Origin of the sequence: Tropicimonas sp. S265A, assembly GCF_049800835.1 — a bacterium.
Classification (GTDB): Bacteria; Pseudomonadota; Alphaproteobacteria; order Rhodobacterales; family Rhodobacteraceae; genus Dinoroseobacter.
Window position 1 is genome coordinate 198,135 of the sequence record NZ_JBNAFU010000002.1, and the last position, 25,762, is coordinate 223,896.

25 protein-coding genes are annotated in these 25,762 nt (G+C 65.2%); 15 read left to right on the forward strand and 10 right to left on the reverse strand.

Features of this window, described 5'->3' with window-relative positions:
- Positions 1–8 precede the first annotated feature (8 nt).
- Positions 9–773 (forward strand): ABC transporter permease, encoded by a 765-nt coding sequence (locus tag ACP15N_RS08565; protein ID WP_425091820.1) that lies wholly within the window; start codon positions 9–11, stop codon positions 771–773.
- On the opposite strand, the gene ACP15N_RS08570 is transcribed toward ACP15N_RS08565, so the two are convergent.
- From ACP15N_RS08570 to ACP15N_RS08595, 6 genes are read right to left on the reverse strand one after another with little or no spacing between them, the layout of a single operon-like run.
- Positions 770–2,125, reverse strand: coding sequence for an FAD-dependent oxidoreductase (locus ACP15N_RS08570; protein ID WP_425091821.1), 1,356 nt, complete (start codon positions 2,123–2,125; stop codon positions 770–772). The genes ACP15N_RS08565 and ACP15N_RS08570 overlap by 4 nt on opposite strands.
- 4 nt (positions 2,126–2,129) lie before the next feature.
- Complete coding sequence (locus tag ACP15N_RS08575) at positions 2,130–2,990, reverse strand: isocitrate lyase/PEP mutase family protein (protein WP_425091822.1); 861 nt, start codon at positions 2,988–2,990, stop codon at positions 2,130–2,132.
- Positions 2,987–3,583 carry an isochorismatase family protein gene (locus ACP15N_RS08580; protein ID WP_425091823.1) on the reverse strand — a complete coding sequence of 199 codons (597 nt, stop codon included), beginning with the start codon at positions 3,581–3,583 and terminating at the stop codon, positions 2,987–2,989. The genes ACP15N_RS08575 and ACP15N_RS08580 overlap by 4 nt, the downstream gene beginning before the upstream one ends.
- Positions 3,573–5,642 carry a hydantoinase/oxoprolinase family protein gene (locus tag ACP15N_RS08585; protein WP_425091824.1) on the reverse strand — a complete coding sequence of 690 codons (2,070 nt, stop codon included), beginning with the start codon at positions 5,640–5,642 and terminating at the stop codon, positions 3,573–3,575. The genes ACP15N_RS08580 and ACP15N_RS08585 overlap by 11 nt, the downstream gene beginning before the upstream one ends.
- Positions 5,639–7,330, reverse strand: a complete 1,692-nt coding sequence (locus ACP15N_RS08590; RefSeq protein ID WP_425091825.1) for a hydantoinase B/oxoprolinase family protein — start codon at positions 7,328–7,330, stop codon at positions 5,639–5,641. Before ACP15N_RS08590 ends, ACP15N_RS08585 begins: the two co-directional genes overlap by 4 nt.
- Complete coding sequence (locus ACP15N_RS08595; protein WP_425091826.1) at positions 7,323–7,697, reverse strand: nuclear transport factor 2 family protein; 375 nt, start codon at positions 7,695–7,697, stop codon at positions 7,323–7,325. Before ACP15N_RS08595 ends, ACP15N_RS08590 begins: the two co-directional genes overlap by 8 nt.
- A gap of 162 nt (positions 7,698–7,859) precedes the next feature.
- On the opposite strand from ACP15N_RS08595, the gene ACP15N_RS08600 reads away from it, so the two are divergent.
- From ACP15N_RS08600 to ACP15N_RS08630, 7 genes are all read left to right on the forward strand, one after another.
- Positions 7,860–8,669: a GntR family transcriptional regulator gene (locus ACP15N_RS08600; RefSeq protein WP_425091827.1), complete on the forward strand. Its 810-nt coding sequence runs from the start codon at positions 7,860–7,862 to the stop codon at positions 8,667–8,669.
- Positions 8,666–10,048, forward strand: a complete 1,383-nt coding sequence (gene leuC / locus ACP15N_RS08605) for a 3-isopropylmalate dehydratase large subunit (RefSeq protein WP_425091828.1) — start codon at positions 8,666–8,668, stop codon at positions 10,046–10,048. The genes ACP15N_RS08600 and leuC overlap by 4 nt, the downstream gene beginning before the upstream one ends.
- On the forward strand, positions 10,045–10,650 hold the full coding sequence (leuD, locus tag ACP15N_RS08610; protein ID WP_425091829.1) for a 3-isopropylmalate dehydratase small subunit: 606 nt from the start codon (positions 10,045–10,047) through the stop codon (positions 10,648–10,650). Before leuC ends, leuD begins: the two co-directional genes overlap by 4 nt.
- Positions 10,651–10,766: 116 nt before the next feature.
- The gene (gene dctP, locus ACP15N_RS08615; RefSeq protein WP_425092115.1) at positions 10,767–11,750 is read left to right on the forward strand and encodes a TRAP transporter substrate-binding protein DctP; all 984 of its coding nucleotides are present in this window, start codon (positions 10,767–10,769) and stop codon (positions 11,748–11,750) included.
- Positions 11,751–11,793: 43 nt separating this feature from the next.
- The gene (locus tag ACP15N_RS08620) at positions 11,794–12,300 is read left to right on the forward strand and encodes a TRAP transporter small permease (protein WP_425091830.1); all 507 of its coding nucleotides are present in this window, start codon (positions 11,794–11,796) and stop codon (positions 12,298–12,300) included.
- Positions 12,300–13,607, forward strand: coding sequence for a TRAP transporter large permease (locus ACP15N_RS08625; protein ID WP_425091831.1), 1,308 nt, complete (start codon positions 12,300–12,302; stop codon positions 13,605–13,607). Before ACP15N_RS08620 ends, ACP15N_RS08625 begins: the two co-directional genes overlap by 1 nt.
- A 25-nt stretch (positions 13,608–13,632) precedes the next feature.
- Complete coding sequence (locus ACP15N_RS08630; protein ID WP_425091832.1) at positions 13,633–15,150, forward strand: AMP-binding protein; 1,518 nt, start codon at positions 13,633–13,635, stop codon at positions 15,148–15,150.
- A gap of 148 nt (positions 15,151–15,298) precedes the next feature.
- Here ACP15N_RS08630 and ACP15N_RS08635 read toward each other — a convergent pair whose 3' ends face one another.
- Together ACP15N_RS08635 and ACP15N_RS08640 are read right to left on the reverse strand one after the other, a co-directional pair.
- On the reverse strand, positions 15,299–15,502 hold the full coding sequence (locus ACP15N_RS08635; RefSeq protein ID WP_425091833.1) for a hypothetical protein: 204 nt from the start codon (positions 15,500–15,502) through the stop codon (positions 15,299–15,301).
- A gap of 113 nt (positions 15,503–15,615) precedes the next feature.
- Positions 15,616–16,473: a lysophospholipid acyltransferase family protein gene (locus ACP15N_RS08640; RefSeq protein WP_425091834.1), complete on the reverse strand. Its 858-nt coding sequence runs from the start codon at positions 16,471–16,473 to the stop codon at positions 15,616–15,618.
- A 151-nt stretch (positions 16,474–16,624) separates the two neighbouring features.
- Here ACP15N_RS08640 and ACP15N_RS08645 point away from each other — a divergent pair, with 151 nt between their 5' ends.
- Complete coding sequence (locus ACP15N_RS08645; protein ID WP_425091835.1) at positions 16,625–18,568, forward strand: acyl CoA:acetate/3-ketoacid CoA transferase; 1,944 nt, start codon at positions 16,625–16,627, stop codon at positions 18,566–18,568.
- Positions 18,569–18,614: 46 nt separating this feature from the next.
- The gene (gene gph / locus ACP15N_RS08650) at positions 18,615–19,274 is read left to right on the forward strand and encodes a phosphoglycolate phosphatase (RefSeq protein WP_425091836.1); all 660 of its coding nucleotides are present in this window, start codon (positions 18,615–18,617) and stop codon (positions 19,272–19,274) included.
- Here gph and ACP15N_RS08655 read toward each other — a convergent pair.
- The gene (locus ACP15N_RS08655) at positions 19,271–20,398 is read right to left on the reverse strand and encodes a Gfo/Idh/MocA family protein (RefSeq protein ID WP_425091837.1); all 1,128 of its coding nucleotides are present in this window, start codon (positions 20,396–20,398) and stop codon (positions 19,271–19,273) included. The two genes, gph and ACP15N_RS08655, sit on opposite strands and share 4 nt — an antisense overlap.
- Positions 20,399–20,422: 24 nt before the next feature.
- Positions 20,423–21,118: a GntR family transcriptional regulator gene (locus tag ACP15N_RS08660; protein ID WP_425091838.1), complete on the reverse strand. Its 696-nt coding sequence runs from the start codon at positions 21,116–21,118 to the stop codon at positions 20,423–20,425.
- 101 nt (positions 21,119–21,219) lie between these two features.
- On the opposite strand from ACP15N_RS08660, the gene ACP15N_RS08665 reads away from it, so the two are divergent.
- The 5 genes from ACP15N_RS08665 to ACP15N_RS08685 all read left to right on the forward strand — a co-directional run bounded on the left by ACP15N_RS08665 (position 21,220) and on the right by ACP15N_RS08685 (position 25,740).
- Complete coding sequence (locus tag ACP15N_RS08665; protein WP_425091839.1) at positions 21,220–22,374, forward strand: LLM class flavin-dependent oxidoreductase; 1,155 nt, start codon at positions 21,220–21,222, stop codon at positions 22,372–22,374.
- On the forward strand, positions 22,374–23,264 hold the full coding sequence (locus tag ACP15N_RS08670; protein ID WP_425091840.1) for an aldo/keto reductase: 891 nt from the start codon (positions 22,374–22,376) through the stop codon (positions 23,262–23,264). The genes ACP15N_RS08665 and ACP15N_RS08670 overlap by 1 nt, the downstream gene beginning before the upstream one ends.
- The gene (locus tag ACP15N_RS08675; RefSeq protein ID WP_425091841.1) at positions 23,264–23,785 is read left to right on the forward strand and encodes a flavin reductase family protein; all 522 of its coding nucleotides are present in this window, start codon (positions 23,264–23,266) and stop codon (positions 23,783–23,785) included. Before ACP15N_RS08670 ends, ACP15N_RS08675 begins: the two co-directional genes overlap by 1 nt.
- Positions 23,786–23,859: 74 nt before the next feature.
- Positions 23,860–24,450: a TRAP transporter small permease gene (locus tag ACP15N_RS08680; RefSeq protein ID WP_425091842.1), complete on the forward strand. Its 591-nt coding sequence runs from the start codon at positions 23,860–23,862 to the stop codon at positions 24,448–24,450.
- Entirely contained in the window at positions 24,451–25,740 is a 1,290-nt protein-coding gene (locus tag ACP15N_RS08685; RefSeq protein WP_425091843.1) for a TRAP transporter large permease, read from the forward strand.
- The last annotated feature ends 22 nt before the right edge of the window (positions 25,741–25,762 follow it).

Below are 25,762 nucleotides of genomic sequence, written 5' to 3' on the forward strand. Positions count from 1 at the left end.
CTGACGCCATGGCATCCGCGCTGCAGAAAACCCGTGTGACGCTCCTGTCCCTGCTGGGGCTCGGTGTGTTCTGGGCTGTGATCGCGCAGCTTCTGGGCGATGCATCCGTGCTGCCGCCCCCGTCGGAAGTCTGGTCGGTAACGCTCAAGGAATGGCACAGCGGCGCGCTGGTGTTCCACACCACCCAGACGTTGCTGCGTGTGGCGCTGGCCTTCGGGCTGGCGATGACCCTGGGCACACTTCTCGGGATCGTACTGGGCCGGTACGAAGGTTTGAACCGCTGGCTGGACCCTTGGGTGGTGTTCTTCCTGAACCTGCCCGCTCTAGTGGTGATCGTGCTGGCCTATCTCTGGATCGGGTTGAACGAGACGGCGGCGATCGTCGCGGTGGCGTTCAACAAGACTGCGATGGTGGTCGTGACCGTCCGTGAAGGCGTGCGCGCGCTGGATCCGGCGGTGGCCGACATGGCACGGGTCTATCGGTTTTCGGCTCTTGCGCGGGTGCGCCATGTGCTGATCCCCCAGCTTGCGCCATTTATCTCGACGGCAGTGCGCAACGGGCTGGCGGTGATCTGGAAAATCGTGCTGGTGGTGGAGTTTCTTGGCCGCTCCAACGGGGTCGGCTTTCAGATACACCTCTATTTCCAGTTGTTCGACACGGCCCATGTGCTGGCCTATTCGCTGACCTTCGTGGGCGTCATGCTCAGCCTTGAGTACCTGCTCGTGCAACCTTGGGAAGCCAGCGCGCGTCGCTGGCGCAAGGCCGCCGCCTAGGCTGCACCCGCGATCCGGCCCAGCACGACCGCAGCAAGCAACCCATTGCCGGACAGATATCCGGCATCGCCCGCGCCAGAGACCCCGCACGCCGCCCCGCCAACCGCGAACAGGTTTGGCAAAACGCCCCCATTCACAGATTTGACCCGGGCATCCGGCATGATATCCAGCCCCCCCTGCGTGTGAAACAGCGCGCCGGTGACCCGCACCGCGCGGAACGGTGCGGCCAGGGCCTTGGCGGGATCGAAGCTGCGGCCAAAGGGGCATGTCCCCGTTGTCTGGGCAAAGCTTGCTGCGAGCGCCGCGTGTGGCACGCCGATTGCGTCCGCGAGGGCCGAGATGGTGCTGGCCCGGCGCACCGCGCCCTGTGCCTCTGCGCTGCGAAAATCTTCGAACTGGCGCGCAATTCCCGCGATGCGCGCATCGAACACGGCCCAGGCCACGCCGCCCGGCTGGGCCAGAACATGCGCTGCGGCTTCGGAGTAGCCCTGGCTTTCGTCCCAGAAGCGGTCGCCCGATGCGTTCACCTGAAATCCGCCTTCTGTCATCGTGGCCCAGGTGATCAGGATGCCATGCGGGTGCGCCACGTTGCCGTGGCCCTGATACGCCCCGAGGTGCCGGGTCGCGGCCCCCAAAGCCGCCCCCCAGTCCAGTGCGTCGCCCCGGTTTCCGTCATGCCCGAAGTAAAGCGCCTCCGAGATCGCGGGCGTCAGCGCCGCGACTTTCTCGGGGTTTCCGCCGAACCCGTTGCAGGCCAAGATCACCCGCGCACAGCCGATCCGGTCCGTCCCGCCATCGGGGCGCGTGATCTCCACACCGGTAACCCGTTGCCCGTCCGCGAACAGGGTGGTGACTGGGGCGTCACACAGAACATCGATGCCCTCGGCCTCCGCCGTCGCGCGCAGCCGGTCGATCAGGTCTCGACCCGCGCGGGTGGGCAGACCATGCATCCGCCGCGCCGAATGGCCGGGATAGTCGAAATCATCAACCACGCTGAACGGCAGCGCGTAGCGATCGGCCAGCCAATCCAGCGTCGTGGCCGCCGCCTGCGTCAGGGCCGCGACGATTTGCGGATCGGGCTGATGATGCGCCTTGGCCATGATGTCGGCCGCAAAGGCGTCCGGCGTGTCCGCGATCCCGGCAGCAGCCTGCGCCCTGGTCCCTGCCGCGGGGATCAGCCCGGCGGACAGGGCCGTGGATCCCGCCGGCACCGGATCGCGTTCCAGCACCAGAACCTCCTGCCCGGCCTCTCGGGCTGCGAGCGCGGCGACGATCCCGCCTGCGCCTGCGCCGATGATGAGCGTTTCGACATGCGCGGGAAACCCAGCTGCGGGCGTGGGGGCGATAGCCACCGGGTCACTCCGCCCCGTAGCGTTTGCCCGTCTCCAGCATGGCCTGCGTGCCAAGGCGGGCGTTCAACTCGGCAAAGTCGAACATCTGGTTTGCAAAGGGCGCATTGCTCCCGTGCGCCGCCAGCGAGGCATAGTACGCCTCCGCCGCATGGGCCAGCGCGCGCACGATCCCGCCCGGAAAGATCACGATGGAAAACCCCAGCGCTTCGAGGTGCCGGGCCGATCTGATCGGTGTCGCCCCCCCTTCGACCATGTTGGCCAGCAGCGGGACGCGGCCGGCGAAATGTACGGCCAGCGCCGAAAGCTGCGCGTCACTTTCAGGGGCTTCGATGAACAGAACGTCCGCGCCGGCCTCAAGATACAGCTCCGCCCGGTCGAGCGCGGCAGCGTACCCCTCCACGGCGATGGCATCCGTGCGTGCGATGATCAGCGTGTCGTCCGACGCGCGCGCATCCGCCATTGCCCGCAGCTTGCCCGCCATCTCTGCCGCCGGGATCAGGGACTTGTCCGACAGGTGCCCGCAGCGTTTCGGGTATGTCTGGTCCTCCACCTGCAAGGCACTGGCCCCCGCGCGCTCATACAGCCGCATCGTGCGTTGCGCATTCAGCGCGTTTCCGAAGCCCGTATCGGCGTCAATGATCACCGGCAGGTCCACGCGGTCGCGGATCAGGCCCATGGTCTCGGCCATTTCCGTGACCGAGGTCAGGCCGATATCTGGCCGTCCGAGCCGGGTGTAGGCCACCGCCGCGCCGGACAGGTAGAGTGCTTCGAACCCCGCGTCGCGTGCCAGCTTGGCGGTCAGCGCGTCATAGACACCCGGCGCTGTGAGGATGGTTTCCCGGGCAAGGCGCGGTCGCAGGGTCATAACAGTGCCTCGGCCTCGGCGCAGGTCATCACATGGGTGACGGTTCCAAGCGACAGCAAGGTGGCGTCGTGCACCTCGGGCTTGAAGGCGGCCGATCCATCCGACAGAAGAATCGTCTCGATGTTGCGCAGATGCGCGTCCCGTATGGTGGAGGCGACACCGCCATTGGTCACGATCCCGCCGACGATCAGCGTGTCGATCCCCACTGCGCGCAGAATGTATTCCAGCCGCGTCTGATAAAGGGCCGAATAGGCGACCTTCTCGATGGTGTAATCCGCCGGGGCCAGAGCCTCGACCAGCCCGTGCCCCCATGCGCCGGGGCAGAAATCGCCCTTGCCCAGAAACGGGCGCAGCGCCTTCAGATGCGGGGCGATCAGTGGCTCGCCGCCGGGGCCGGGCACCAGCGTGAACTGGGCCGAAACGTAGTGTCCGCCCCTTGCGCGCAGCGCATCGCGTAGCGGTGCGATCCGGGCCGGCAGGGCGGCGATACTGTCGGCGGTCTGGCCGGCACGGCCATAGGCGCCATCGGGGTGCAGGAAATCGTTTTGCAGGTCGATGGTCAGCAGCGCAGTGCGTTTCGGGTCAAGTTGCATCGGAGGCCTCCCTGGGACTGAGGATGATATTGCCGAACCGGTCCACCTCTGCCCGCAATTGTGGTTCCACAAGGATCGTCGTGTCGGGCTGTTCGAGTATGGCCGGGCCATCGACCCGCGCGCCCACAGGCAGCGCAAGCCGCGCAAGAACGGCTGTGTCGTGCCAACCGCCGTCGAAGTAGACCGGACGCGTCCCCTTGCGTGCGGTGTGCAGATCTGCTTCCGCTTCCGGTGCCAGCGTGGTCAGGTCGAACTTGGGGCGTTTGCCGATCACCGCTGTCCGCAGGTTCAGGATGCGGGCCACACCGCCGTCCAGCAAGCGCCCGAACGCGGCCAGGTAGGCTGTCTCGAACGCGGCAGCGATCTCGGAACTGGTCGGTGCAAGCGCGTGTGCTGCCGGACCGGACCAGACCGGCACATCGACGGTGTGGGTCTGGCCGGCATAGGCCATGTCGAAGCTGATCACCGCGTCACGCGCCTGGAACGCGGATCCGGCACTGTCCAGCAGGCGCAGGCCGTCCGCCAGATGCGCCGCCACGGTCTGGGCCAGCGCGTCCGCATCCAGATCGGCCAGTGCCACGTTCAACGTCTGCACGAAATCCTGCCGCATGTCGGCGATCACACAGCCAAGCGCAGAGGTCACGCCGGGGTAACGTGGCACGATCGCGCGTCCGATCCCGACCTCCGCCAGCATTGCGCCTGCATGCAGCGCGCCACCCCCGCCGAACGGCATGAAGGCGAACGCCTTGGGGTCGTGCCCGCGTTCGATGCTGACCAGCCGGATCGCGCCCGCCATGCGCGAGTTGGCCACCCGTAGAATGGCTTCGGCGGCGGCGAGGGGGTCCAGCCCAAGCGGCTTGCCCACGTGGGTCGCGATTGCCTCGCGTGCGGCCTCAACGTCCAGCCGGTCCAGCTTGCCTCCGATCGGGTTGTCGGGGTCAATCCGCCCGAGCACGACATTCGCATCCGTCACCGTGGGCCGCGTGTTGCCCTGCCCATAGGCCACAGGACCTGGGGTGGAGCCCGCGCTTTCGGGCCCGATATTCAACAGCCCGCCCTTGTCGACCCAGGCGATGGACCCGCCTCCCGCGCCGATCGTGGCGATCTCGATCATCGGCGCGCGGATCACCATGCCGAAATCGATGGCGGTTTGCGGGCTGAGCGCCGTCTGCCCCTCCGCGATCAGCGATACATCGAAACTCGTGCCGCCCATGTCGCCGGTGATCACGTTGGCAAACCCTGCCGCCTGCGCGATATGGCCCGCGGCGATCACGCCCGCCGCCGGCCCCGATAACGCGGTGCGGATCGGGCGGGCGGAGGCGGTCTCAACACTCATCACCCCACCATTTGACTGCACGATCAGGAACTCGCCGCCGAAAGCCTGCCCGCGCAGAGCGTCATCAAGCCGGGTCAGATACCCCGCCACCTCGGGTTGAAGATAGGCGTTGAGCGCGGTGGTCGAAAACCGTTCGAACTCCCGCAATTCGGGCAACACTTCATGGCTCGCGGTGACATGCGCATTGGGCCAGACCGCCCGCACGGCAGCCACCGCGGCGGCCTCGTTGTCGGGGTTGGCATAGGCGTTCACGAACAGGACGGCGACCGCGCTACAACCCGCATCCCGCAGCGTTTCCGCGGCCGCACGCACGGCCTCAAGATCGACCGGTGTGTGCACCCTGCCGGTCGCCAGTGTCCGTTCCGGCACCTCCAGCCGCAGATCACGCGGAACAACCGGGTCGAAATCCCCACGCAACCCCCAAGTTGCCCGGCGGTCCCGGCGGCGCATCTCCAGCACGTCGCGGAAGCCTTCGGTGGTGATCACGCCGACCCGCGCCCCTTTGCGTTCCAGCAAGGCGTTGGTTCCGGCGGTGGTGCCATGCACGACCGTGGCCACCCCGGCCAGATCTGCGACCTGCTGCCCGATCCCGTCCAGAAAACCGCCTGACTGATCGGGCCGCGAGGTCGGCACCTTCGCCACGCGGGCCGTGCCGGAGGCCGCGTCGAGCACGAACACATCCGTGAACGTCCCACCCACGTCGACGCCGATCAGCGTGCTCATGCGGGCACCTCCTGCCAGTCCGGACCATAGGCTTGCGTGGCGGCCTCCGGTGTCAGGTATCCCAGCGCGACATCCCGCGCGATAGCCTCGGGCGGGCGATCCCCGGGCGGGCCGTATCCACCCCCGCCCGGGGTCTCAAGACGCACACGCTGGCCCTTCGAAAGGGTCATCCCAACCAATTTCGATGTGAGTGGTGGCTCGTGCCAACCGTCGTCCTGTTCATAGGCAAAGCGGTTCATCGCCGCTTCGCCGCCATCTGCCACGCCCTTGGGCGCAAATCGTCCCCGCTCCCCGAACAGAAACGCCTCGGCGTTTTCCTCCAGCAGTTCGATCTCATACACGGCCCCCAAACCACCCCGATGCGCACCGGCACCCGCACTGTCCGGGCGCAACGCCCATTGTCGGAACATCACCGGATAGGCCGCCTCAAGGATTTCCGCAGGCGGGATCGTCGCCGTGGAAATCGGTGCATTTCCGTGGTTCAACCCGTCGCTGTCCGCGCTGCCCCCATGGCCGCCGCCGTAGAAGGAAAACATCACCCAGCGGCTGCCATCGGGCCGTCGCCCGGCAATCGACAGCGCGTTGATCGTGCCATAGGCATTGGCCACCACCCGGTCCGGTGCGGCTTGAGCGGCGGCCGAGAATATCACGTCGATCATGCGCAGAATCGTCTCGGTATAGCCGCCCGTTGGCGCGGGAAATTCCGCCGACAGGAGCGAGCCTTCGGGGATGTGAATGTCGATGGGCCGCATCACCCCGGCATTGGCGGGCAGGCTCGGAAAGATATGCTTGATCGCGACATAGGCCGTGGCAATCGTCGTCGGCAGCGCGATATTGACCGGTCCACGTGTAACGGGTGCCGTGCCGGTGAAGTCCAGAACCAGCCTGTCTCCGGTAACTTCAAACGCCACGCGGATCGGCAGGGGCACATCGCTGATCCCGTCATTGTCGAGGAAATCCTCCGCCTCCCACCGCCCTTGTGGCAGGCTCGCAATTTCCGCCCGCATCAGGGTTTCGGCCCGGTCGGTCAGGGCCGTCAGCGCGCCTGCGACGGTCGGCGAGCCATACTCATCAAGCAGCGCATCCATCCGTTTCACGCCCAGATCAAGCGCACCCAACTGCCCGTTCAGATCCCCGCGGGCGGAGGCCGGAAGCCGCGTGTTGCGCAGGATGATGTCCAGGATATCGTTCTGAAACACGCCACCGCGCACCAGGCGCACAGGCGGGATCACGACCGCTTCCTGAAACACCTCAGTAGCTGCTGGATTGTAGTTGCCCGGAACAGCACCGCCCAGGTCGTGCCAGTGCCCGACCGAGGCGAGGTAGCAGAACAGTTTGCCCTCGTGGAAATAGGGGCGCACCAGGCGCATGTCCGACAGGTGCGTGCCGCCGATATGCGCATCGTTGAAGATCCAGACATCGCCATCCTGCGGTCCGCCGGATGCCGCGGCGCGGTTGATCACGGCCTTCACTGCCGCCGCCATGACGCCCACGAAAATCGGCAGGCCGGATTTCCCCTGAACCAGCGTGTCGCCCGTGCGCGCATCGTATATCCCGTGAGAGGCGTCATGCGCCTCCGCGATGATCGGGTTGAAAGCGGCGCGAAACAGGGTTGCATCCATCTCGTCTGCGATTTGTTCCATGCGCCCGGCCAGAACGGCCAGTGTGATCGGGTCGATCTCAGACATGTGCGCGGACCTCGCCCATGTCGTTCCAGACATCTTGCCGGGTGATCAGGCCACCGCTGACCTCAAACCGGTCAATGAACCGGATGCCGTCAAAACTGCGTCCGTCAGTTCCCGTGCCTGACAGCGTGCCGCGGCAATAAACCACTTGATTGTCAGCAGCTTGAAGCGTCTCGAACCCCTCGAAGGCCTTGCGGATCCGCGTGTAGCGGGGTTTGGACCACGCCACCAGATCGTCCAGCCGGGTCATCCGAACACCGCCGGGGAACGTCATCACGCACCCCGGCGCCAAATGGTGTGCGGCCTGCTCCAGGTTGCGGGTTTCCAGTGCGGTCAGAAACGCGCGCACGATGTCTTCGGCCTGCGGCATCGGGGTCCCTCCTCCCTCAACCTGTACTATCAATAATACAGGTTTACTTATCCCACAGATCAGAAAAGTGTATAGTAAGCGATGCAATTTCTTGGCGGAGCGGTGGCGCGCGCTACCTGATGCGCCAAGCGGGAAAGGGTTTGGGGAAAGGCAGGACTGTCGATGGCGACACCCGGTGGCTCTCATTTGCCCGACGGGGGCAAGGCGCGGCGCGCGTATTTGCAGCTGCGCGACGAGATCACGCGCGGCACCCACGCGCCTGGCGCTATCCTGCCCGGGGAGACGCGGCTTGCTCAGAAATGTGGGGTCAGCCGCGTCACCATCCGCCGCGCGCTCGATGCGCTGGCCGCCGACGGGCTGATCGAAAAGCGCCTTGGGGCTGGCAGTCTGGTGCGCGACCCGGGGGCGCAAGCCGTTCCCTTATCCGGCGACCTGGCATCATTGATGCCGCAACTGGTAGAGATCGGGCAGCGCACCGAAGCCCGGCTCCTGTCCTTTGGCTACGGCCACCCGCCGCAACCGGTGGCCACTGCGCTGGGGCTGGATGCGGGCGCGCGGGTCCAGACGGCGGAACGGGTCCGGTTGATCGGCGGCACACCGTTTTCGCACCTGACGACTCATGTTCCGGAGGCCATCGCCGCCAACTACTCCGAGGCCGATCTGGCCACCACGCCGCTCTTTCGGCTGTTGGAGCGTTCCGGCGTGCAGATCGATGGCGCCCACCAATCGGTGACGGCGGCCCTTGCCACACCCGAAGTCGCGCGCGCTCTGAATGTCGCCGTGGGGTCCGCGCTGTTGTCGCTGACGCGCGTGGTGCGAGATGCCGCGGGCGGCGGGGTGGAGTACCTATCCGCGCTCTACCGGCCCGACCTTTACCGCCTCGATATGGACCTCTGCCGGGTGGGCAGTGACGGCGACCGCCACTGGCAACCCGTGATCGGCGCGCCCCCCAGTGCGGAGGCCGCCGAATGACTGCGCCGCGGACCCTGCTCGACAAGCTCTGGGCCAGCCACCAGATCGCGCGCCGCGCCGATGGCTTCAGCCTGCTCTGGGTCGATCGCCATCTTGTCCACGAAGGCTCCCACCACGCCTTCGCCAAACTGTCCGAACGCGGCGTGAAGGTCGCCGAGCCGGACCTCACGCTCGCCGTTGCCGACCACTACGCGCCAGTGCGCAACCGCGCTGGCGGCGGGGCAACACCCCAGATCCGCGAGATGATTGCCCGGCTGGAGGCAAACGCGGCAACCCATGGTATCCCGCTTCTCGGTCTGTCGGACCCCCGCCAGGGCATCGTCCATGTCATCGGGCCAGAGCTCGGCCTGACCCTGCCGGGCCTTTTGATCAATTGCGGCGACAGCCACACCTCCACCCACGGCGCGTTCGGGGCGCTGGCCTTCGGGATCGGCGCGACGGAGGTTGCCCATGTCCTTGCCACGCAAACCATCTGGCAGACAAAGCCGCCCGCCATGCGTATCCGGTTCACCGGGCGGCTTGGCCCGGGTGTCGGGGCCAAGGATCTCGCGCTAAACTGGATCGCCCGACTGGGGGCGGACGGCGCACGCGGCCATGCGGTGGAATACGCGGGCCCCGTGGTCGAGGCGCTTTCGATGGAGGCGCGCATGACGCTGTGCAACCTCTCCATCGAAGGCGGCGCGCGGTTCGGCATGATCGCCCCGGATGAGGTCACGCGCACATACGTCCGGGGCCGCCCGCACGCGCCCGAGGGTCTTGCCTGGCAGCGCGCCGAGGCAGCATGGGCTCGACTGCACTCCGATGCGGACGCGCCCTTCGCGCAGGAGGTCACGCTGGATGCCGCGGAAATCGCGCCCGTGGTCACATGGGGCACGCGGCCCGATCAGGCGGTGCCGGTCGATGCGACCGTGCCGGACAAGGACCCCGACGCCCTTGACTACATGGGCCTGACGTCCGGAATGCCGCTTTCGGGCACGCCGGTGGATCAGGTGTTCATCGGGTCTTGCACCAATGGCCGGATCGAGGATTTGCGTGCTGCCGCCGCCGTTCTGGCAGGCCGCCGCGCACGTGTGCCGGGCCTTGTCGCGCCCGGCTCCATGGCCGTCAAGGCGCAGGCAGAGGCCGAAGGGCTCGACCGGATATTCACCGCCGCAGGGCTCGACTGGGCCGCAGCAGGCTGTTCCATGTGTGTCGGCATGAACGGCGATCTGGTGGCACCGGGCAAGCGCTGCGCCTCGACCACCAACCGGAATTTCCGGGGCCGGCAAGGGCAGGGCGCGCGCACGCACCTGATGAGCCCGGCCATGGTCGCCGCCGCCGCTGTCACGGGGGCCATTACCGATGTGCGCCAACTGCTGTCCGGGCGGGCAGTCGCATGACCGGCTGGACCACCCATACCGGGCGCGCCGTGGCGCTGCCGCAGGATGGGATCGACACCGATCAGATCATCCCGGCCCGGTTCATGTCGCAACCCCGCGCGGCGGGCTATGGCGATTTTCTGCTTTACGATCTGCGCCATGACCCGGCAGGCAAGCCGCGCGCAGACTTCCCGCTCAACGCAGCCCCCGGTGCCTCCATCCTCGTCGCGGGACGGAATTTCGGTTGCGGCTCGTCTCGCGAAGCGGCGGTCTATGCGCTGGTTGATGCGGGCTTCCGCGCGGTGATCGCGCCGAGCTTCGGCGATATCTTTTCCGCCAACGCGGTCAACAACGGGCTGGCCCCGATCCGGCTGGACTCCGACGCGATAGAGACGCTGCGTGGCGCGACCCACGACGTGACCGTCAATCTGCAAGAACTGCGCATCACGGTCGGCAACCGGCAGACCGCCTTCGATCTTGACCCGGTCTGGCAGCAGAAGCTCATCGAAGGCTGGGACGATATCGACATGACAAAGGCCTGGGCCGGCAAAATAGCGGCCTTTCGCAGCGCCGACCGCGCAGGCCGCGACTGGGCCTGGCCGCGCCCGGTTATCACCGAATAGACCACGGATATGTGGCGAGGGCAGGCGCCCCCTCAAGCGCGCCGAAAACAGGGAGTGGGGCCCGAGGCCTCGAAAAAGGAGCGAAAGAGATGAAGCACAGCATTATGGGCGCCCTGATGGCGGGTGGCATCGCCGTGACAGGCAGCGCGCAGGCGACCGAGACGGTAACAGCAGTCCATGCCTTTCCGACCACGCTGATCTACACCCAGAGCTTTCTGGAGTTCGTCGACAAGGTGAACGAACGCGGCGAGGGGGTCGTGCAGATCGAAGTGCGCGGCGGGCCCGAGGCCATCGGCATGTTCCAGCAGCCCGACGCGGTGCGCGACGGCATCGTGGACATGGTCTACACGCCGGGCTCCTTCTATGGCGGCGCGCTACCTGAGAAGGATGCGATGGTGGCCTCCAACCTCACCGCGATTGAGACGCGCGCCAATGGCGGGACCGACCTGATCGACCAGATTCATCAGGAAAAGATGGGCCTGAAATACCTCGGCTGGTTCGACAGCGGCGTGACCTACAACCTCTGGACCCGGGACGAGCCGCAGTTCACCGATGATGGCGATCTTGATGTCGCCGGCCTGAAGCTGCGCGGCAACGCGGTCTACAACGCGTTTTTCACCGAATACCTTGGCGCACAGGTGATCGACCTGCCGACCACGGATGTATACGCTGCCCTTGAGCGGGGCGTGGTGGACGCGACCGGCTGGACCCAGATCGGCCTGATTGATCTGAAATGGAACGAGTTCCTGAACTACCGGATCGAGCCCAACTTCTTCTCCACCGACCTCGGCGTCATCGTGAACCTTGAGAAATGGAACAGCCTGAGCGCAGAAGCGCAGACGATCTTGCAAGAGGTTGCGATCGAGCATGAGGCGGCGTCCGTCGAAGCCCTGCGCGCCAAGCGGGATGAAGACTTCGCAGCACTTGAGGAACAAGGGATGCAGGTTGTGTCTTTGGAAGGCGAAGCAAAGGCGCGCTACCTCGCCGCCGCCCGCGAAAAGACGTGGGAGCGGATGGAAGGCCTGATGGCAGACCAGCCCGGCGGGACGGCGAATTACGATCGCCTGATCGAGCTGTTTTACGATCCGTCGCTTGACTGATCCTGGTCGGGGCGGCCCGCGCCGCCCCACCTGACACCCCGGAATGCGCATCCTCAAAACCCTCTATGACAGTCTGATCTACGGCATGGCGATCCTTGCCGGGGCGGGGCTGGTGTGGCTGATGGTGTCGACCATCACGTCGGTGGTGATGCGCAATTTCGGGGTGCAGCCGTTTGCATGGCTCTTTACCTCCGCCGAGTACAGCATCCTCTACCTGACCATGCTGGGCGCACCCTGGCTTGTCCGCGAAAAGGGTCATGTGCATATCGAGCTGGTCACCGCCGCACTGCCACCTGCCACGCGCGCTGTGGTCAGCCGCACCGTTGCGGCGGCCTGCGTGCTGGTCTGCGCCATGCTTGCGTGGAAGGGCGCAGAACTGGCCATGACCAATCTGGAACGCGGCGATTTCGACGTGCGCGCGTATTTCTTCCCACGCTGGATTCTCACGATCTCCTTCCCTCTGGCCTTTGGCTGCATGGCGATTGAGTTCGGCCGGTTCGTCTTCGGGCGTGACCTGCTGCACTCCGGTGAAGCGGGAATTCACGAGTAATGGAATGGTTTGAGGCGCTCGCCCTACTGCTTGGGGCCATTGTCGCGCTGATGGCGGTCGGCATGCCCGTGGCGATTGCGTTTCTGGCGGCTAACATCCTCGGCGCTTGGGTGTTCATGGGGGGCGAGCGCGGGGTCGTGCAGCTTCTCAACAACGGGCTCGGGGCGCTGACGACCTATGCGCTGGTGCCCATCCCGCTCTTTTTGCTGATGGGGGAGGTGTTCTTTCACACCGGCCTCGGCGGGCGGATGTTCAATGCCATTGACCGGTTGCTTGGGCGTCTGCCGGGGCGGCTCAGCTACGTCACCGTTCTGGGCGGCACCGGGTTTTCGACACTCTCGGGATCGTCCATGGGCTCCACCGCGCTACTGGGCAGCCTGATGGTGCCCGAGATGACCGCGCGCGGGTACAAGAAGAAGATGAGCATCGGCCCGATCCTCGGAACCGGGGGCCTCGCAATCATCATCCCGCCCTCCGCCCTCGCCGTGCTTCTGGCCACGCTGGCCCAGATCGATGTAGGCGCGCTGCTGATTGCAGGGGTCATCCCCGGTCTGATCCTCGCCGGGCTCTACGTCGCGATGATCTGGGTGCAGACGAAGCTCGACCCGGCTGCCGCGCCGCCCTACGACGTGACCCCCATCACGCTCGGTGCAAAACTGCTGCTGATCCTGCGCGACGTGGTGCCCATGGTGGGTGTGATGGTCGTCTGCATCGGGCTGATGATCTTCGGTATCGTCACCCCGTCCGAGGCCGCCGCCTTCGGCGCGCTGGGCGTGATCGCCCTTGCCGCCGTCTTCCGCTGCCTGACGGTGGAGGCGCTTTATAAATCGGTCAAAGGTGCGCTGAAGGTCACACTCATGGCCTACATGATCGTCTTCGGGTCGGCCACGTTCAGCCAGCTTCTGGCGTTTTCCGGCGCGTCGCGCGGCCTCATCGCGTGGGCCACCGGGTTTGACCTGGACCCGATCTGGATGCTTCTGGCGATGTTCGGCGTGCTGCTGATCCTGGGAATGTTCATGGAACAGATTTCGATCATGCTGCTGACGGTCCCGATCTTCTTTCCGCTCGCCGACTCGCTTGGGTTCGATCTGATCTGGTTCGCGCTGATCATGCTGCTCGCGCTGGAAATCAGCTTCACCACCCCGCCATTCGGCTTGCTGCTGTTCGTGATGAAGGGCGTCTCCCCCCCTGGCACGACGATGCGTGACATCTATCTTGCCGCGATCCCGTTCATCTTCTGCTCGCTCGTGCTGGTCGCGCTCCTTATCGCCTTCCCGCCGCTGGCCACCTGGTTGCCGGGGCGCTAACCTCCGGGTCGGGGAGGCACGGCACATGAACCCGGCACTTTGGCTCACACGCACCGCCACGCGCGCACCCGATGCGCCCGCGCTGATGACCGGCACCCGGGTCGAGTCGGATTACGCCACCTTCGCGCAGGAGGCGGCCTGCCTTGCCGCCGGGCTCTCGGCGCGTGGGATTGGGGCGGGGGCACGCGTCGGGCTCTTCATGACGAACAGCACCGACACCCTGCGCGTGATGTATGCAATCTGGTTCACCGGCGCCGCCGCCATCCCGATCAATTCCAAACTCCACCCCAAGGAAGCCGCGTGGATCCTGTCGGATGCGCAGGCGGCGCTGTGCTTCGTCTCGCCGGACCTCGCCGCAGGCCTCGCGGAGGCCGGCTCGCCGTGTGGTTGTGTCAGAACCGGCAGCCCCGAACACGCGACCATGGCGAGTTTCCCGCCAATGACGGCTCCCGCACCGATCGCGCGCGATGACCTCTTGTGGTTGTTCTATACGTCCGGGACGACCGGCAAACCCAAGGGCGTCATGATCTCGGCGGGCAACATCGCGGCCATGACGCTCAGCTACTTCATAGATGTCGACGACGTGCAGGCCGAGGACGCGATCCTCTATGCCGCGCCCATGAGCCATGGTGCGGGTATCTACAACTTCATGCACGTCATCCGCAGTGCGCGTCACGTCGTCCCCAACAGCGGCGGATTTGATCCGGCTGAGATTTTCGGCCTGTCCAAGGCTTTGAAAAACGTTTCTTTTTTCGCCGCACCGACCATGGTTCGCCGCCTCATCGATCACGCGAAGGCAGCCGGGGAAACCGGCGACGGCATCAAGACCTGCGTCTATGCGGGCGGGCCGATGTACCTGGCCGATATCCTCGATGCGGTCGACACGCTCGGCCCGCGTTTCGTGCAGGTCTACGGGCAGGGCGAATGCCCGATGTCGATCACCGCGCTGAGCCGCCATGACGTCGCCGACCGCAGCCATCCGCGCTGGCGCGAGCGGTTGGCCTCCGTCGGGGTGGCGCAAACCGTCACCGAAGTGGCCATTCTGGGTGGCGCGGGCCGCCCGGTTCCCCCGGGGCAGACCGGCGAGATTGCGGTGCGCGGCGCGGGCGTGATGCCGGGGTACTGGAACAGACCCGACGCAACGGCTGAGACGATCCGCGACGGGTGGCTCTGGACCGGTGACATGGGCCGGATGGATGAAGACGGCTATGTCACCATGGTCGACCGGTCCAAGGACATGATCATTTCCGGCGGGTCCAACATCTATCCCCGCGAGGTGGAAGAGGCGCTTCTCACGCACCCGGATGTAGCTGAGGTTTCAATCGTCGGCCGCCCCCATCCCGAATGGGGGGAGGAGGTCGTGGCTTTCATCGTCCCGGCGCCGCACGCGGGGTTGAACCCCGCCGCCCTTGATGCCCATTGCCTTGACCACATCGCTCGCTTCAAGCGCCCCAAAGCCTACTTTTCATTGGGGGCGCTTCCAAAGAACAACTATGGCAAGGTTCTGAAAACGGACCTGCGCGCACGGCTTCTCAAGCCCTAGGCGGATACAGGCGAAAACACGACCGGTTGTTGTAAGCCGTTGATTTATCGATCTTTACAGTCACGGAATGTCCGGGCGTGGTGCGCCTCGGCGGGCAGGTATACGCGCTGCACCTGGCTCAGGCCGGCTGTCCCGTCGGTCCGTGGGATCAGGCGACGAAGCCCAGACGGGTCAAGGCCGCCGAAGCCTTTTCCTTGCTTTCCGGTGCCCCATCCAGCAACTCGGAATTGAGGTGTTTGACAATTGTGCTCAGCCGCTTCGAGGTCATTGCGTCCCGCAGGAACTCAGCGACTTCCTCTTCGCGCAGCGACAAGATATTTGACATGGTATTGGCAGCGAACATGTCAGCCATGATGTGCATCCTTCAAGCCCCAGTTTCTCCCCAGTCCGGTCGTAGCAAAAACCTTGTCGCCCGCGCGAGTCATTTCTTAACGGGCGTGACGTGACGACACGGCAGGCGTGAACTCAGGCCCAGCCGGGGCGTCGGGAACTGTCGATCAGGGACACGGCAGGCGCGTGCCGCCCGCCCAGTGCAAGTGTCTCTTTGCGCAGGATTTCAATCGCTTGATCGGACTTCGCGGGCAGGCTGGCAGCCGAGATCGGCTCGCCCATTGTGATCCGGAACGGCTGACGGTGCTTGTTCAGCGTTTCATGAAACAATGTGATGTCACGCAGGGTGGGGTGGATCAGGTCGAACAGGTAAAACAACGCAGAGTTGCGCGCGCGGATGTTCACGGGAATCACCGGCAGGTCGAATTTGCGCGCGATCATCGCCGCCGAGGCCATCCACGTGCGTTCATGCAGGCGCAGTCCCCGACGCTTGGCCAGACGGCCTGAGGGAAAGATCACTCCAAGACGCCCCGCCTCGATCGCACGGCGGGTATAGGCCATTGTTTCGCGCGTCTTGGACACGCTGCGCTTGTCCTCGCGCCATTCGACGGGCGCGATCAGACTGTCCATCTGCGGCAGCACGCGCAGGATGTCGGAATTGGCGTAGAAGAACAGATCGGGGCGCAGCGGCGCCAGCAAATGGTGCAGGATGATGCCGTCCGCGATGCCTGTGGGGTGGTTGGCCACCACCAGCGCGGCCCCCTGACGGGGCAAGTGCTCCAGCCCGGTCATTTCGACGTCACGGGCCAGCATCTCGCCCATATGGGCCATCAGCCGGTGGGTCGGCATCGGTTCCAGCGCCTCGCCCAGGGCGACCGTGCGGTCATACCCCAGCATGTGATCCAGTGCGCGCCGGGTCACACCGATGGACCGGCCCGGGCGAAACAGCCAGGGCGCGCGTTCGGCGATCAACGGATCAAGTCTGTCCCTCATGGCGCCGTTGGATCAGCGCCATGCGACAGGTGCGTGACAGTTTTCTGAAGCAACTGTAATACGGCGAGGTCTTGCCGGGCGGGGCGTCATTTTTCGTTGACCTTGGCAGCCGCGTTCGGAACTCTGGCGCGGGGTAGACGGGGGAAAACGCATGCCGAACAAGCTGATATCCGCTGCGGCGGCGGCTGAACTGGTCCGTGACGGAGACTGGGTGACCACGTCGGGCTTTGTCGGGATCGGCGTGCCCGAGGAATTGCTGAGCGCGCTCGAGGCGCGGTTTCTGGACACCGGTTGCCCCAAGGGGCTGAACCTCTTCTTTGCCGCGGGGCAGGGTGATGGGAAGGAACGCGGGCTCAACCGGTTGGGGCACGAGGGGCTTCTGGCCCGCGTGATCGGCGGGCACTGGGGGTTGATCCCCAAGGTGGCCAAGCTCGCCACCGATGGCCTGATCGAGGGCTGGAACCTGCCGCAAGGTGTGATCAGCCATCTTTACCGGGACATTGCGGCGGGCAAGCCGGGCACGCTTACAAGGGTGGGGCTGGGCACGTTCGTCGACCCGCGCCTGCAAGGCGGACGGATCAACGACATGACCCCCGAAGGTCAGGTCCAGGTGATGGAGATCGGCGGCCAGGAGCATCTGTTTTATGCCGCGCGACCGCTCAACGTGGCGCTTCTGCGTGGCACCACCGCCGATCCTGCGGGCAATATCTCGATGGAGCGGGAGGCCCTGGTGATCGACAATCTCGCGCAAGCGATGGCGGTCAAGAACTCCGGCGGCGTGGTGATCGTGCAGGTCGAGCGTATGGTGGCGCGCCACGGCTTGAACCCGCGCGACGTGGTCATTCCGGGCGCGCTTGTGGATGCCGTCGTGCTCAGCGCACCCGAAAACCACCATCAGACCTTTGCGACCCCTTACAGCCATGCGTTCTCCGGCCAGTTCCGGGTGGAGGCGGACGAGGCCGCGGCGATGCCGTTGACGGCGCGCAAGATCATCGCGCGCCGTGCCGCGTTCGAACTGCCGATCAACGGGGTCGTCAATCTCGGGATCGGGATGCCCGAAGGCGTGGCTGCCGTGGCCGCCGAGGAGCGGCTGCTGAGCCACCTGACCCTGACCGCCGAGCCGGGGGTGATCGGTGGGCAACCGGCCTCGGGGCTTGATTTCGGCGCGGCGGTGAACACGGATGCGATCGTGCCACAGGGGGCGCAGTTTGATTTCTACGATGGCGGCGGGCTGGACATTGCCGTCCTCGGGATGGCGGAGGTCGATGCGACAGGCAATGTGAATGTCTCGCGTTTCGGACCCAAGCTGGCGGGCGCCGGGGGGTTCATCAACATCAGCCAGAATGCCCGCGCCGTCGTGTTCGCTGGCACGTTCACCTCGGTCGGTCTGGATCTCGCGGTGGACCACGGCGGGCTGGATATCCGGTCAGAAGGGCGTGTGCGCAAGTTCGTGGACGGGGTGGAGCAGGTGACGTTCTCGGGCGCGCTGGCGGCGAAGGCAGGCAAGAAGGTGCTGTATGTCACCGAACGCGCGGTGTTCCAGCTCAAGTCCGACGGGTTGCACCTGATCGAGGTGGCGCCGGGCATCGATCTGCAACGCGACGTGCTGGACCTGATGGGATTCGTCCCGGTCATGGGAGAGGTCGCGCAGATGGACCCGCGCCTGTTTGTCGACGCGCCGATGGACCTGGCAGTGGACCTGATGCATCTCGATCTGGATGACCGCCTCGCCCTGTCGCCGGACCGCAAGCAGCTGTTCCTGAACTTCGAGAAGATGCGCGTGCGGGCACAGGCCGATATCGACAAGGTGCGCGCGAAGGTGGAGGCGCTGTGCGCCCCGCTGGGGCACCGGGTGGATGTGATCGCCAACTATGACGGGGCGCGCATCGACGAAGAGGTGGAGGATGACTGGATCGCCATGGTCAAAGCAATGGAGGATCGCTACTACGACACCGTGACGCGCTATTCCGGCTCGGCCTTCATGCGGTTGAAACTGGGCGATGCCTTTGCCCGTGAGGTGCGCGCGCATGTGTTTGAAACGGCTGCCGAGGCGCGTGCGTTCCTGACCGCCGCACGAGAGGCGGGCCTCGGGTGAACCGCACGCGGTGCGGCACCTCCGGCTGGAATGTTTGGAGACTGAAATGAGCAGGCGCTTCGATGCGGTCGTGTTTGATCTGGATGGCACGCTGGTGGACAGCGCGCCGGATATGGCTGCCGCGCTCAATGCCGCGCTGGCCGAGGTCGGACTGGACCCGTTCTCGCTCGGCGAGGTGATTTCGTTTGTAGGCTCAGGCGGGCGCATTCTTGTCCGGCGCGCGTTGGCGGCGCGGGGGGCGCGCGATCTGGACGAGACCGAGATGTTGGGCCGTTTCATCACCCAGTACGAGGGCAAGCTGGATGGGCAGACACAATCCTACCCCGGGGTGATGGCGATGCTCGCGCGGTTGCAGGAGGCGGGCGTGCCGATGGGGCTGTGTACGAACAAGCCCGAGGGGCCGGCGCGCGGGGTTTGCGCCGCCCTGGGGCTCGATACCTTCATGCCGGTCATCGTCGGTGGCGATACGCTGCCGGTGCTGAAACCGGACCCTGCGCCGCTGCTGCATGTCTGCCGCGCGCTGCGCGTGATGCCGGAGGCGACGCTTTATGTCGGCGATAGCGAGACCGACTATGTCACAGCGCAAGCCGCGCGCACACCGTTTGCATTTGTCGAGGGCGGATATCAGTCGCGCCCGATCCGGGATTTCGCCCCGACCTTCACGCTGAAATCCCCGGCCCTCGTGGCCGAGCTCGTGTTGGGTTAGGCGACGCCACTTGCGCGGCTGTCATCCGGGCGCAGGGTCACGGCCTGCCCCGTTTCGATGGATTTCTGCGCAGCCAGTCCCATTTCCACGGCCTTCCAGCCATCCCTTGCGGTCACCTCTGGTGTGCTCTCTTCGCCCCGCACAAGGGCGGCAAATCGCTGGTGCTGGTAGAAGGTCGCGCCGTTGTGGTCGCCGGCCTCCAGAAGGGCGGGATCGACGGGAATATCCATCCGCATCCGTCCCAGCTGCGCACGCGGGCTGATTTGCAACTCAGGCACCGGCGATGGGCCCATCTCGGCGGGCCAGAACCGGGTCGGGCCGGGCACGAACGCTTCGATCTTGCCTGCGGGACCGACCGCGCTCAGCTCTTCCTGATAGCGGCTGCCTTCGGCATACATGCACAGCTCCAGCATGGCGCGCGCACCGTTTTCAAACTCTGCAATCACGTAACCTGCATCCAGAATGTCCGGCACGCCGTCGCGGTAGCTTTCGTCGCGATGGTTCAGCGCGGGCGGGGCGGAGGCCATGATGCGCACCGGTTCGGACCCCAGCGTCAGACGCATTAGGTCGAAGAAGTGGCAGCATTTCTCTACGAAGGTGCCGCCAGTGAACCGGTTGAACCGATTCCAGTCGCCGACCTTGTGGAGAAACGGAAAGCGATGCTCGCGGATGGTCAGCATGGTGATCCCGCCCGTGACGTCGGGCGCGCGGTCCAGAAACGCGGCGATCGGCGGCATGTAGCGGTATTCCATCGCCACCCAGACCGGGGCCGGATACCGCGCCAGCAAAGCCTTCAGTCGCGGCAGATCTTCCGGGTCGGTGAAGAGCGGCTTTTCCACCAACAGGGGCAGGGGACGCGTCGCCGCGATCTCTGCAATCTGGGGCACATGGGTAAAGTTCGGGCTGGCAATCACCAGCGCGTCGAGCCCCGGATGCGCGAGCAGTTCTGAAAGGCTGGCACAAGCGACCGCTTCCGGGGCCAGCGCCTGGGCTGCCGCGCGCATCTGCGGGTCCGGCTCGCACAGCGCGCCGATCTGCGCGCCCTCCAGCAGGTGGATATTGCGGATGTGTTCCTGCCCCATCATGCCGGTGCCGATCAGGCCGTAGGTGAGCGGTGTGCCCATACGTGTCGTCTTCCTCTTCCTCGTCTAACGCAGCCGTTGGACGTATCGCGCGCGCGCGCCGTGAAACCAGGTGCGCGAGTACTCGACGGTCACCCCCTCGGTCGACCGTGCCCACCGTTCCACGTACCCGGCAACCTCGCCCGGGCGGGCCAGCGCGGCAGGTGTCCAATCGGGAAACGGGTTCAGATGCACCCGGTCCTCGGCCCGCGCAATCCACAGACCAAGCCGGTTTTGATACGTCCTGTAAAGCGATTCGGACATTTGCTCGGCGTTCAGCGTGCCTGACGCAGCGTCGAGCCATATTTCCTCTGCCGCGACGGGGGTATTGTCCAGGAATCGCAAACGGCGGATGCGCGTGGCCCGGTCGCTTGCGCCGAATTGCGGCAGGTCACCGGGCTTGGCCATCACCCGCGCGTCGATCAACTCGGCGCGCGGCAGCCCGCCGCCTTCGGGCCGCTCCAACCGGAACAGCGCATAGACCCCCGCCTCAGTCGCCCCTGCCTTCACGTAATTGCCGGATCCCTGAACACGCCGCAGAAACCCCTTGTCCTCCAGCGCGCCAAGCGCCTTGCGCAGTGTCCCGACCGAGGTGCCAAGGCTTGCCGCCATTGCCCGTTCGGGCGGCAGGCGCTCGCCATCCAGCAGCCGACCGGCCTGAATATCGCGGATCAGGCTTTCGCTGATTTGCATGTGTTTGGGCAGGGCGGTCAGAAGGGGCATTGCACGCGCGTCATTCACTGGACAAAATTGATACAGGATTGATCTACATCAAGGCGGATGCTACGCAAAGGGAAAACTGCACTCATTCGAAAGGTCCCGACATGACCGTCGTGCCCGTCACCTCTGCCGATCTGGACGCTGCCGAAGTCTCGTGGTTCTCGGCGCTGTGTTCCGATGATTACCGCTTTCTCGGCGTGCCCGAAGGGGACTTGCGTTCAAGCTGGGCGCATTGCTCCGATATCGTGAAAACGGCTGAAAGACTCGGCTTTCGCAACATTCTCTGCCCGTCCTCGTATCAGGTGGGGCAGGACACGCTGAGCTTCGTGGCAGGCTGCGCGCCGATCACCGACCGGATCAACCTGCTCGCCGCCGTGCGCTGCGGCGAGATGCAACCGATCATGCTCGCGCGCACCATCGCCACGCTCGATCACATGCTCGAAGGCCGGTTGACGGTGAACATCATCAGCTCGGATTTTCCGGGCGAGAAGGCCGAGTCGGGCTATCGCTACCAACGCTCCCGCGAAGTGGTGGAAATCCTCAAGCAGGCCTGGACGCAGGACGAGATCAACTATCAGGGCGAGGTCTACCAGTTCTCGGGCCTCACCACCGATCCCGCGCGCCCCTACCAGACCGGTGGGCCGCTTTTGTATTTTGGCGGCTACTCCCCGGCCGCGCTGGAACTTTGCGGCCAGCATTGCGACGTCTACCTGATGTGGCCCGAACCCAAGGACCAGCTGGCCGAGCGGATGAAGGCCGTGAACGCGGTGGCCGAGCGCTACAGCCGCACGCTGGATTACGGCCTGCGCGTCCACATGATCGTCCGCGACACGGAGGCCGAGGCCCGCGAATACGCCGAGCACCTGACCTCGAAGCTCGATGACGAATACGGCCAACTGATCCGCGACCGCGCGCTCGACAGCACCTCGCTGGGTGTCTCGCACCAGGCCCGCGCCCGCGAGTTGGCCGACCAGTTCGGCTATGTCGAACCGCATCTGTGGACCGGTGTCGGGCGTGCGCGTTCCGGCTGCGGTGCCGCGCTCGTGGGCTCCGCCGACCAGATCCTCAGCCAGATCGAAGAGTATAGGAAAATGGGCATCCGCGCCTTCATCTTCTCCGGCTACCCGCATATCGACGAGGCGGAGTATTTCGGCAAACTGGTGCTCCCTGAGTTGAAAACCTGCTCGATGCCCCATGTATACGGACGCGTGCCCGACACGCCCCCCGCAACCCCCCTAGGAACAGGAGAGCGCCGCTGATGGAGCGCGTATCCCTCACCAACGACCTGTCGCTAAGCCGTATCGTCTACGGCATGTGGCGGCTCGACGAAGACAAAGACACCTCCCCCGCCCATATACAGGCCAAGATCGAGGCGTGCCTCGCCCAAGGCATCACCACGCTCGATCAGGCCGATATCTATGGCGGTTACATGGCTGAGGAGTTGCTGGGCGCGGCCTTTGCCGCCGCCCCCGATCTGCGCCAGCAGGTCGAGGTGGTTACGAAATGCGATATCATCGCGCCCGTGGGCCGCTACGCCACGGCACAGGTCAAGCACTACGACACCTCCCGCGCGCATATTGAGGCATCGGTCGAACACTCATTGCGCCTCATGCGGATCGACCGCATCGACCTGCTGCTGATCCACCGGCCCGATCCCTTCATGGATGCCGCCGAAACCGGTGCGGCACTCGACGATATCGTCGCCTCCGGCAAGGTCGGCGCAGTGGGCGTGTCGAACTTCAAGCTGCACGATTGGTCGCTGCTGCAATCGGCGATGCGAACGCCGCTGTGCACCAACCAGATTGAGATCAGCCTGACGGCAAACGCCGCCTTCACCAACGGTGATGTCGCCTACCTGCAGGAGCGCAAGATCGCCCCGATGGCGTGGTCTCCGCTCGGTGGCGGCAGCCTGATGACAGGTGACACGCCTGCGGGCCGCGCGCTCGATCAGGTGGCGACGGCGCAGGGTTTTGACCGGTCCGCAGTCGCAGTCGCGTGGCTGCTGGCGCATCCCGCGCGCATTCTGCCGGTGATGGGCACGAACCGCCTTGACCGCATCGCGCGCTTCCACGAAGCCTTGCAGGTGAACATGGATCGCGAAACATGGTTCGCCCTGTACGAGGCCGCCAATGGGGCGGAGGTCCCCTGATGGCTGACGGAGCTTACCCCTTGACCCTGAACCGTTTCACGCCCGGCCCTGAAAACGCGCGCACCCTGCGGGACGCGCTGGGCCGGTTCCCGACCGGCGTGACCGTGATCACCGTGCAGGGGCCGAACGGCCCCATGGGCATCACCGCCAACAGTTTTGCCTCTGTCTCGCTCGACCCGCCGCTTCTGCTGTGGTGCCCGGGAAAGGCCTCCTCGCGGTTCGACGCCTTCGCGAATGCCGACCGGTTTGCCATTCACGTGCTCGGACAGGACCACGTGCAAACAGCTTTGGGCTTTGCCAAGCGCGCAGACGCCTTTGATGGGCTCGCACTTGATGAGTGCCCGCATGGTGTACCGCTCATTGCCGATTGCCTTGCGCGGTTTGAGTGTGTGACGGTGCAACGACACGATGCCGGCGATCACATGATCGTCGTCGGGCAGGTGGTGGAGGCCGCCTTGCGCGACGGCGAAGCGCTGGTGTTTTCCGAAGGTCTCTTCGGGCGGTTTGTCGGGGCCGTATAGCCCGAAACCAAAACGGCGCGAGGCTGGGCGGCAAACGATCCGGCCCGCGTGCGGAAGAAAGGGAGGACGCGCCCATGGGCGCCTTGCTGGGCATTCTCGCCCCGATTGCTTTCGTGAACGAGCATCTCTTCCGGCTCGGGCGCGCCATCGGAATCGTGGCGGTCGCCCTGATGGTCGTCGCGATCCTGATCCAGGTCTTTTTCCGCTATGTCCTGAACAACGCGCTTCCCTGGCCGGATGAGGCCGCGCGCTTTGCCATGCTCTGGATGACCGGGTTGATGGCCCCGACAGCCTTCCGGCGCGGTGGGTTCGTGGCCATCGACATGCTGCTGATTGCGCTGCCCAAGGCCGTCTCCGCCCTGATTTCGCTCGTATTGCTGCTGATTTGCCTGATCGTCCTGGTCGTGGCGGTACGCATCGGCTGGTCCGAGGTGACGGGCTTCGGTGGCAGTTTCGCAACGGCCTCGCTCTATGTGCCGACCAATTTCGGCTTCACCGAATGGCTCCGGGTGCCCCGCAGCTGGATGATGGCCTCGCTCCTTGTCGGGGTGGTCCTGATGATCTCCGCAAATGTCGAACTGATCCTGCGCGCTGTCATAACCCTGTTAGGTGGCAACGACAGATTGCCCGAGATCCCCGGCGCCAACATGGCGGGGGCCGAGTAGATGCTGATATGGTTCCTCCCCGTTTTCCTCGTCTTCCTGATGATCGGTCTGCCGGTCTTCTTCGGGCTCATCGCAGCCCCGGGCTTGCTGTTGTGGCTCAGCGGGCAGGAACGCGACATCACGCTACTTTATCGCAATGTCTACAACGGGATGGACAGTTTCCCGCTGATGGCGATCCCGTTCTTCATGCTGGCGGGCGAGTTGATGAACCGCGGCGGCATCACCATGCGGCTGGTGGAATTCAGCCAGGCGCTGATGGGTCATCTGCGCGGCGGTCTTGCCCATGTGAACATCCTCAGCTCCATGCTCTTTGCCGGGCTGTCGGGGTCTGCGGTGGCCGACACCTCTGCACTCGGCTCCATGCTGATCCCGGCGATGGAGAAACAGGGCTACACCCGCCGGTTCGCCGCGGCGATCACGGCGGCCAGTTCTGTGATCGGGCCAATCATCCCGCCCTCAGGCATCATGATCATCTATGCCTATGTCATGGGCGAGTCGGTCGCCGCACTATTCCTTGCAGGCATCGTGCCGGGCATTCTGGTCGGTGTGGGCCTGATGCTGGTCGTCAAACTGATGGCCGACAAGTACGACTTCCCCGTTGCCTCGCGCAAAACCACGTGGGGCGAACGGGGGCAGGCGAGCCTGAAGGCTTTCTTCCCGCTGATGACACCCGTTATCATTCTGGGCGGCATTCTCGCCGGGGTCTTCACCCCGACAGAGGCCGCCGCCGTGGCCGTGGCCTATGCGCTTTTCATCGGCTTCTTCGTGATGCGCTCGCTCAAGCTCTCCGACCTGCCGGGCATTCTGGAACGCGCGGGCATCACCTCGGCCGTCGTACTTCTGCTGGTCGGCGCGGCGATGGCGTTCAAGACCGTCGTCTCGCTCAGCTACGCGCCGCAGATCATGGCCGACTTCATGCTGTCGCTGTCGGAAAACCCGCTGATCCTGCTGCTGCTGATCAACCTGCTGCTGTTCGTGGTCGGCATGTTCCTCGATGCGGGTCCGGCAATCATCATCCTTGGCCCCATCCTCGGGCCGATTTTCGTCGATCTCGGCGTCGATCCGATCCACTTCGCGATCATCATGTCGGTGAACCTGACCGTGGGTCTGGCGACGCCACCAATGGGGCTGGTCCTGTTCGTGGCGAGTTCGGTTTCGGGCGAGCGGGTGGAGAATATCGCGCGCGCCATTCTGCCCTTCCTCGCGGTGGAGATTCTGGTGATCTTCCTGATCACCTACTTCCCCGCGATTTCCATGACGATCCCGCGTCTGACCGGGTTCGCGAATTGATACAAAATGTAAAACAGGGTCC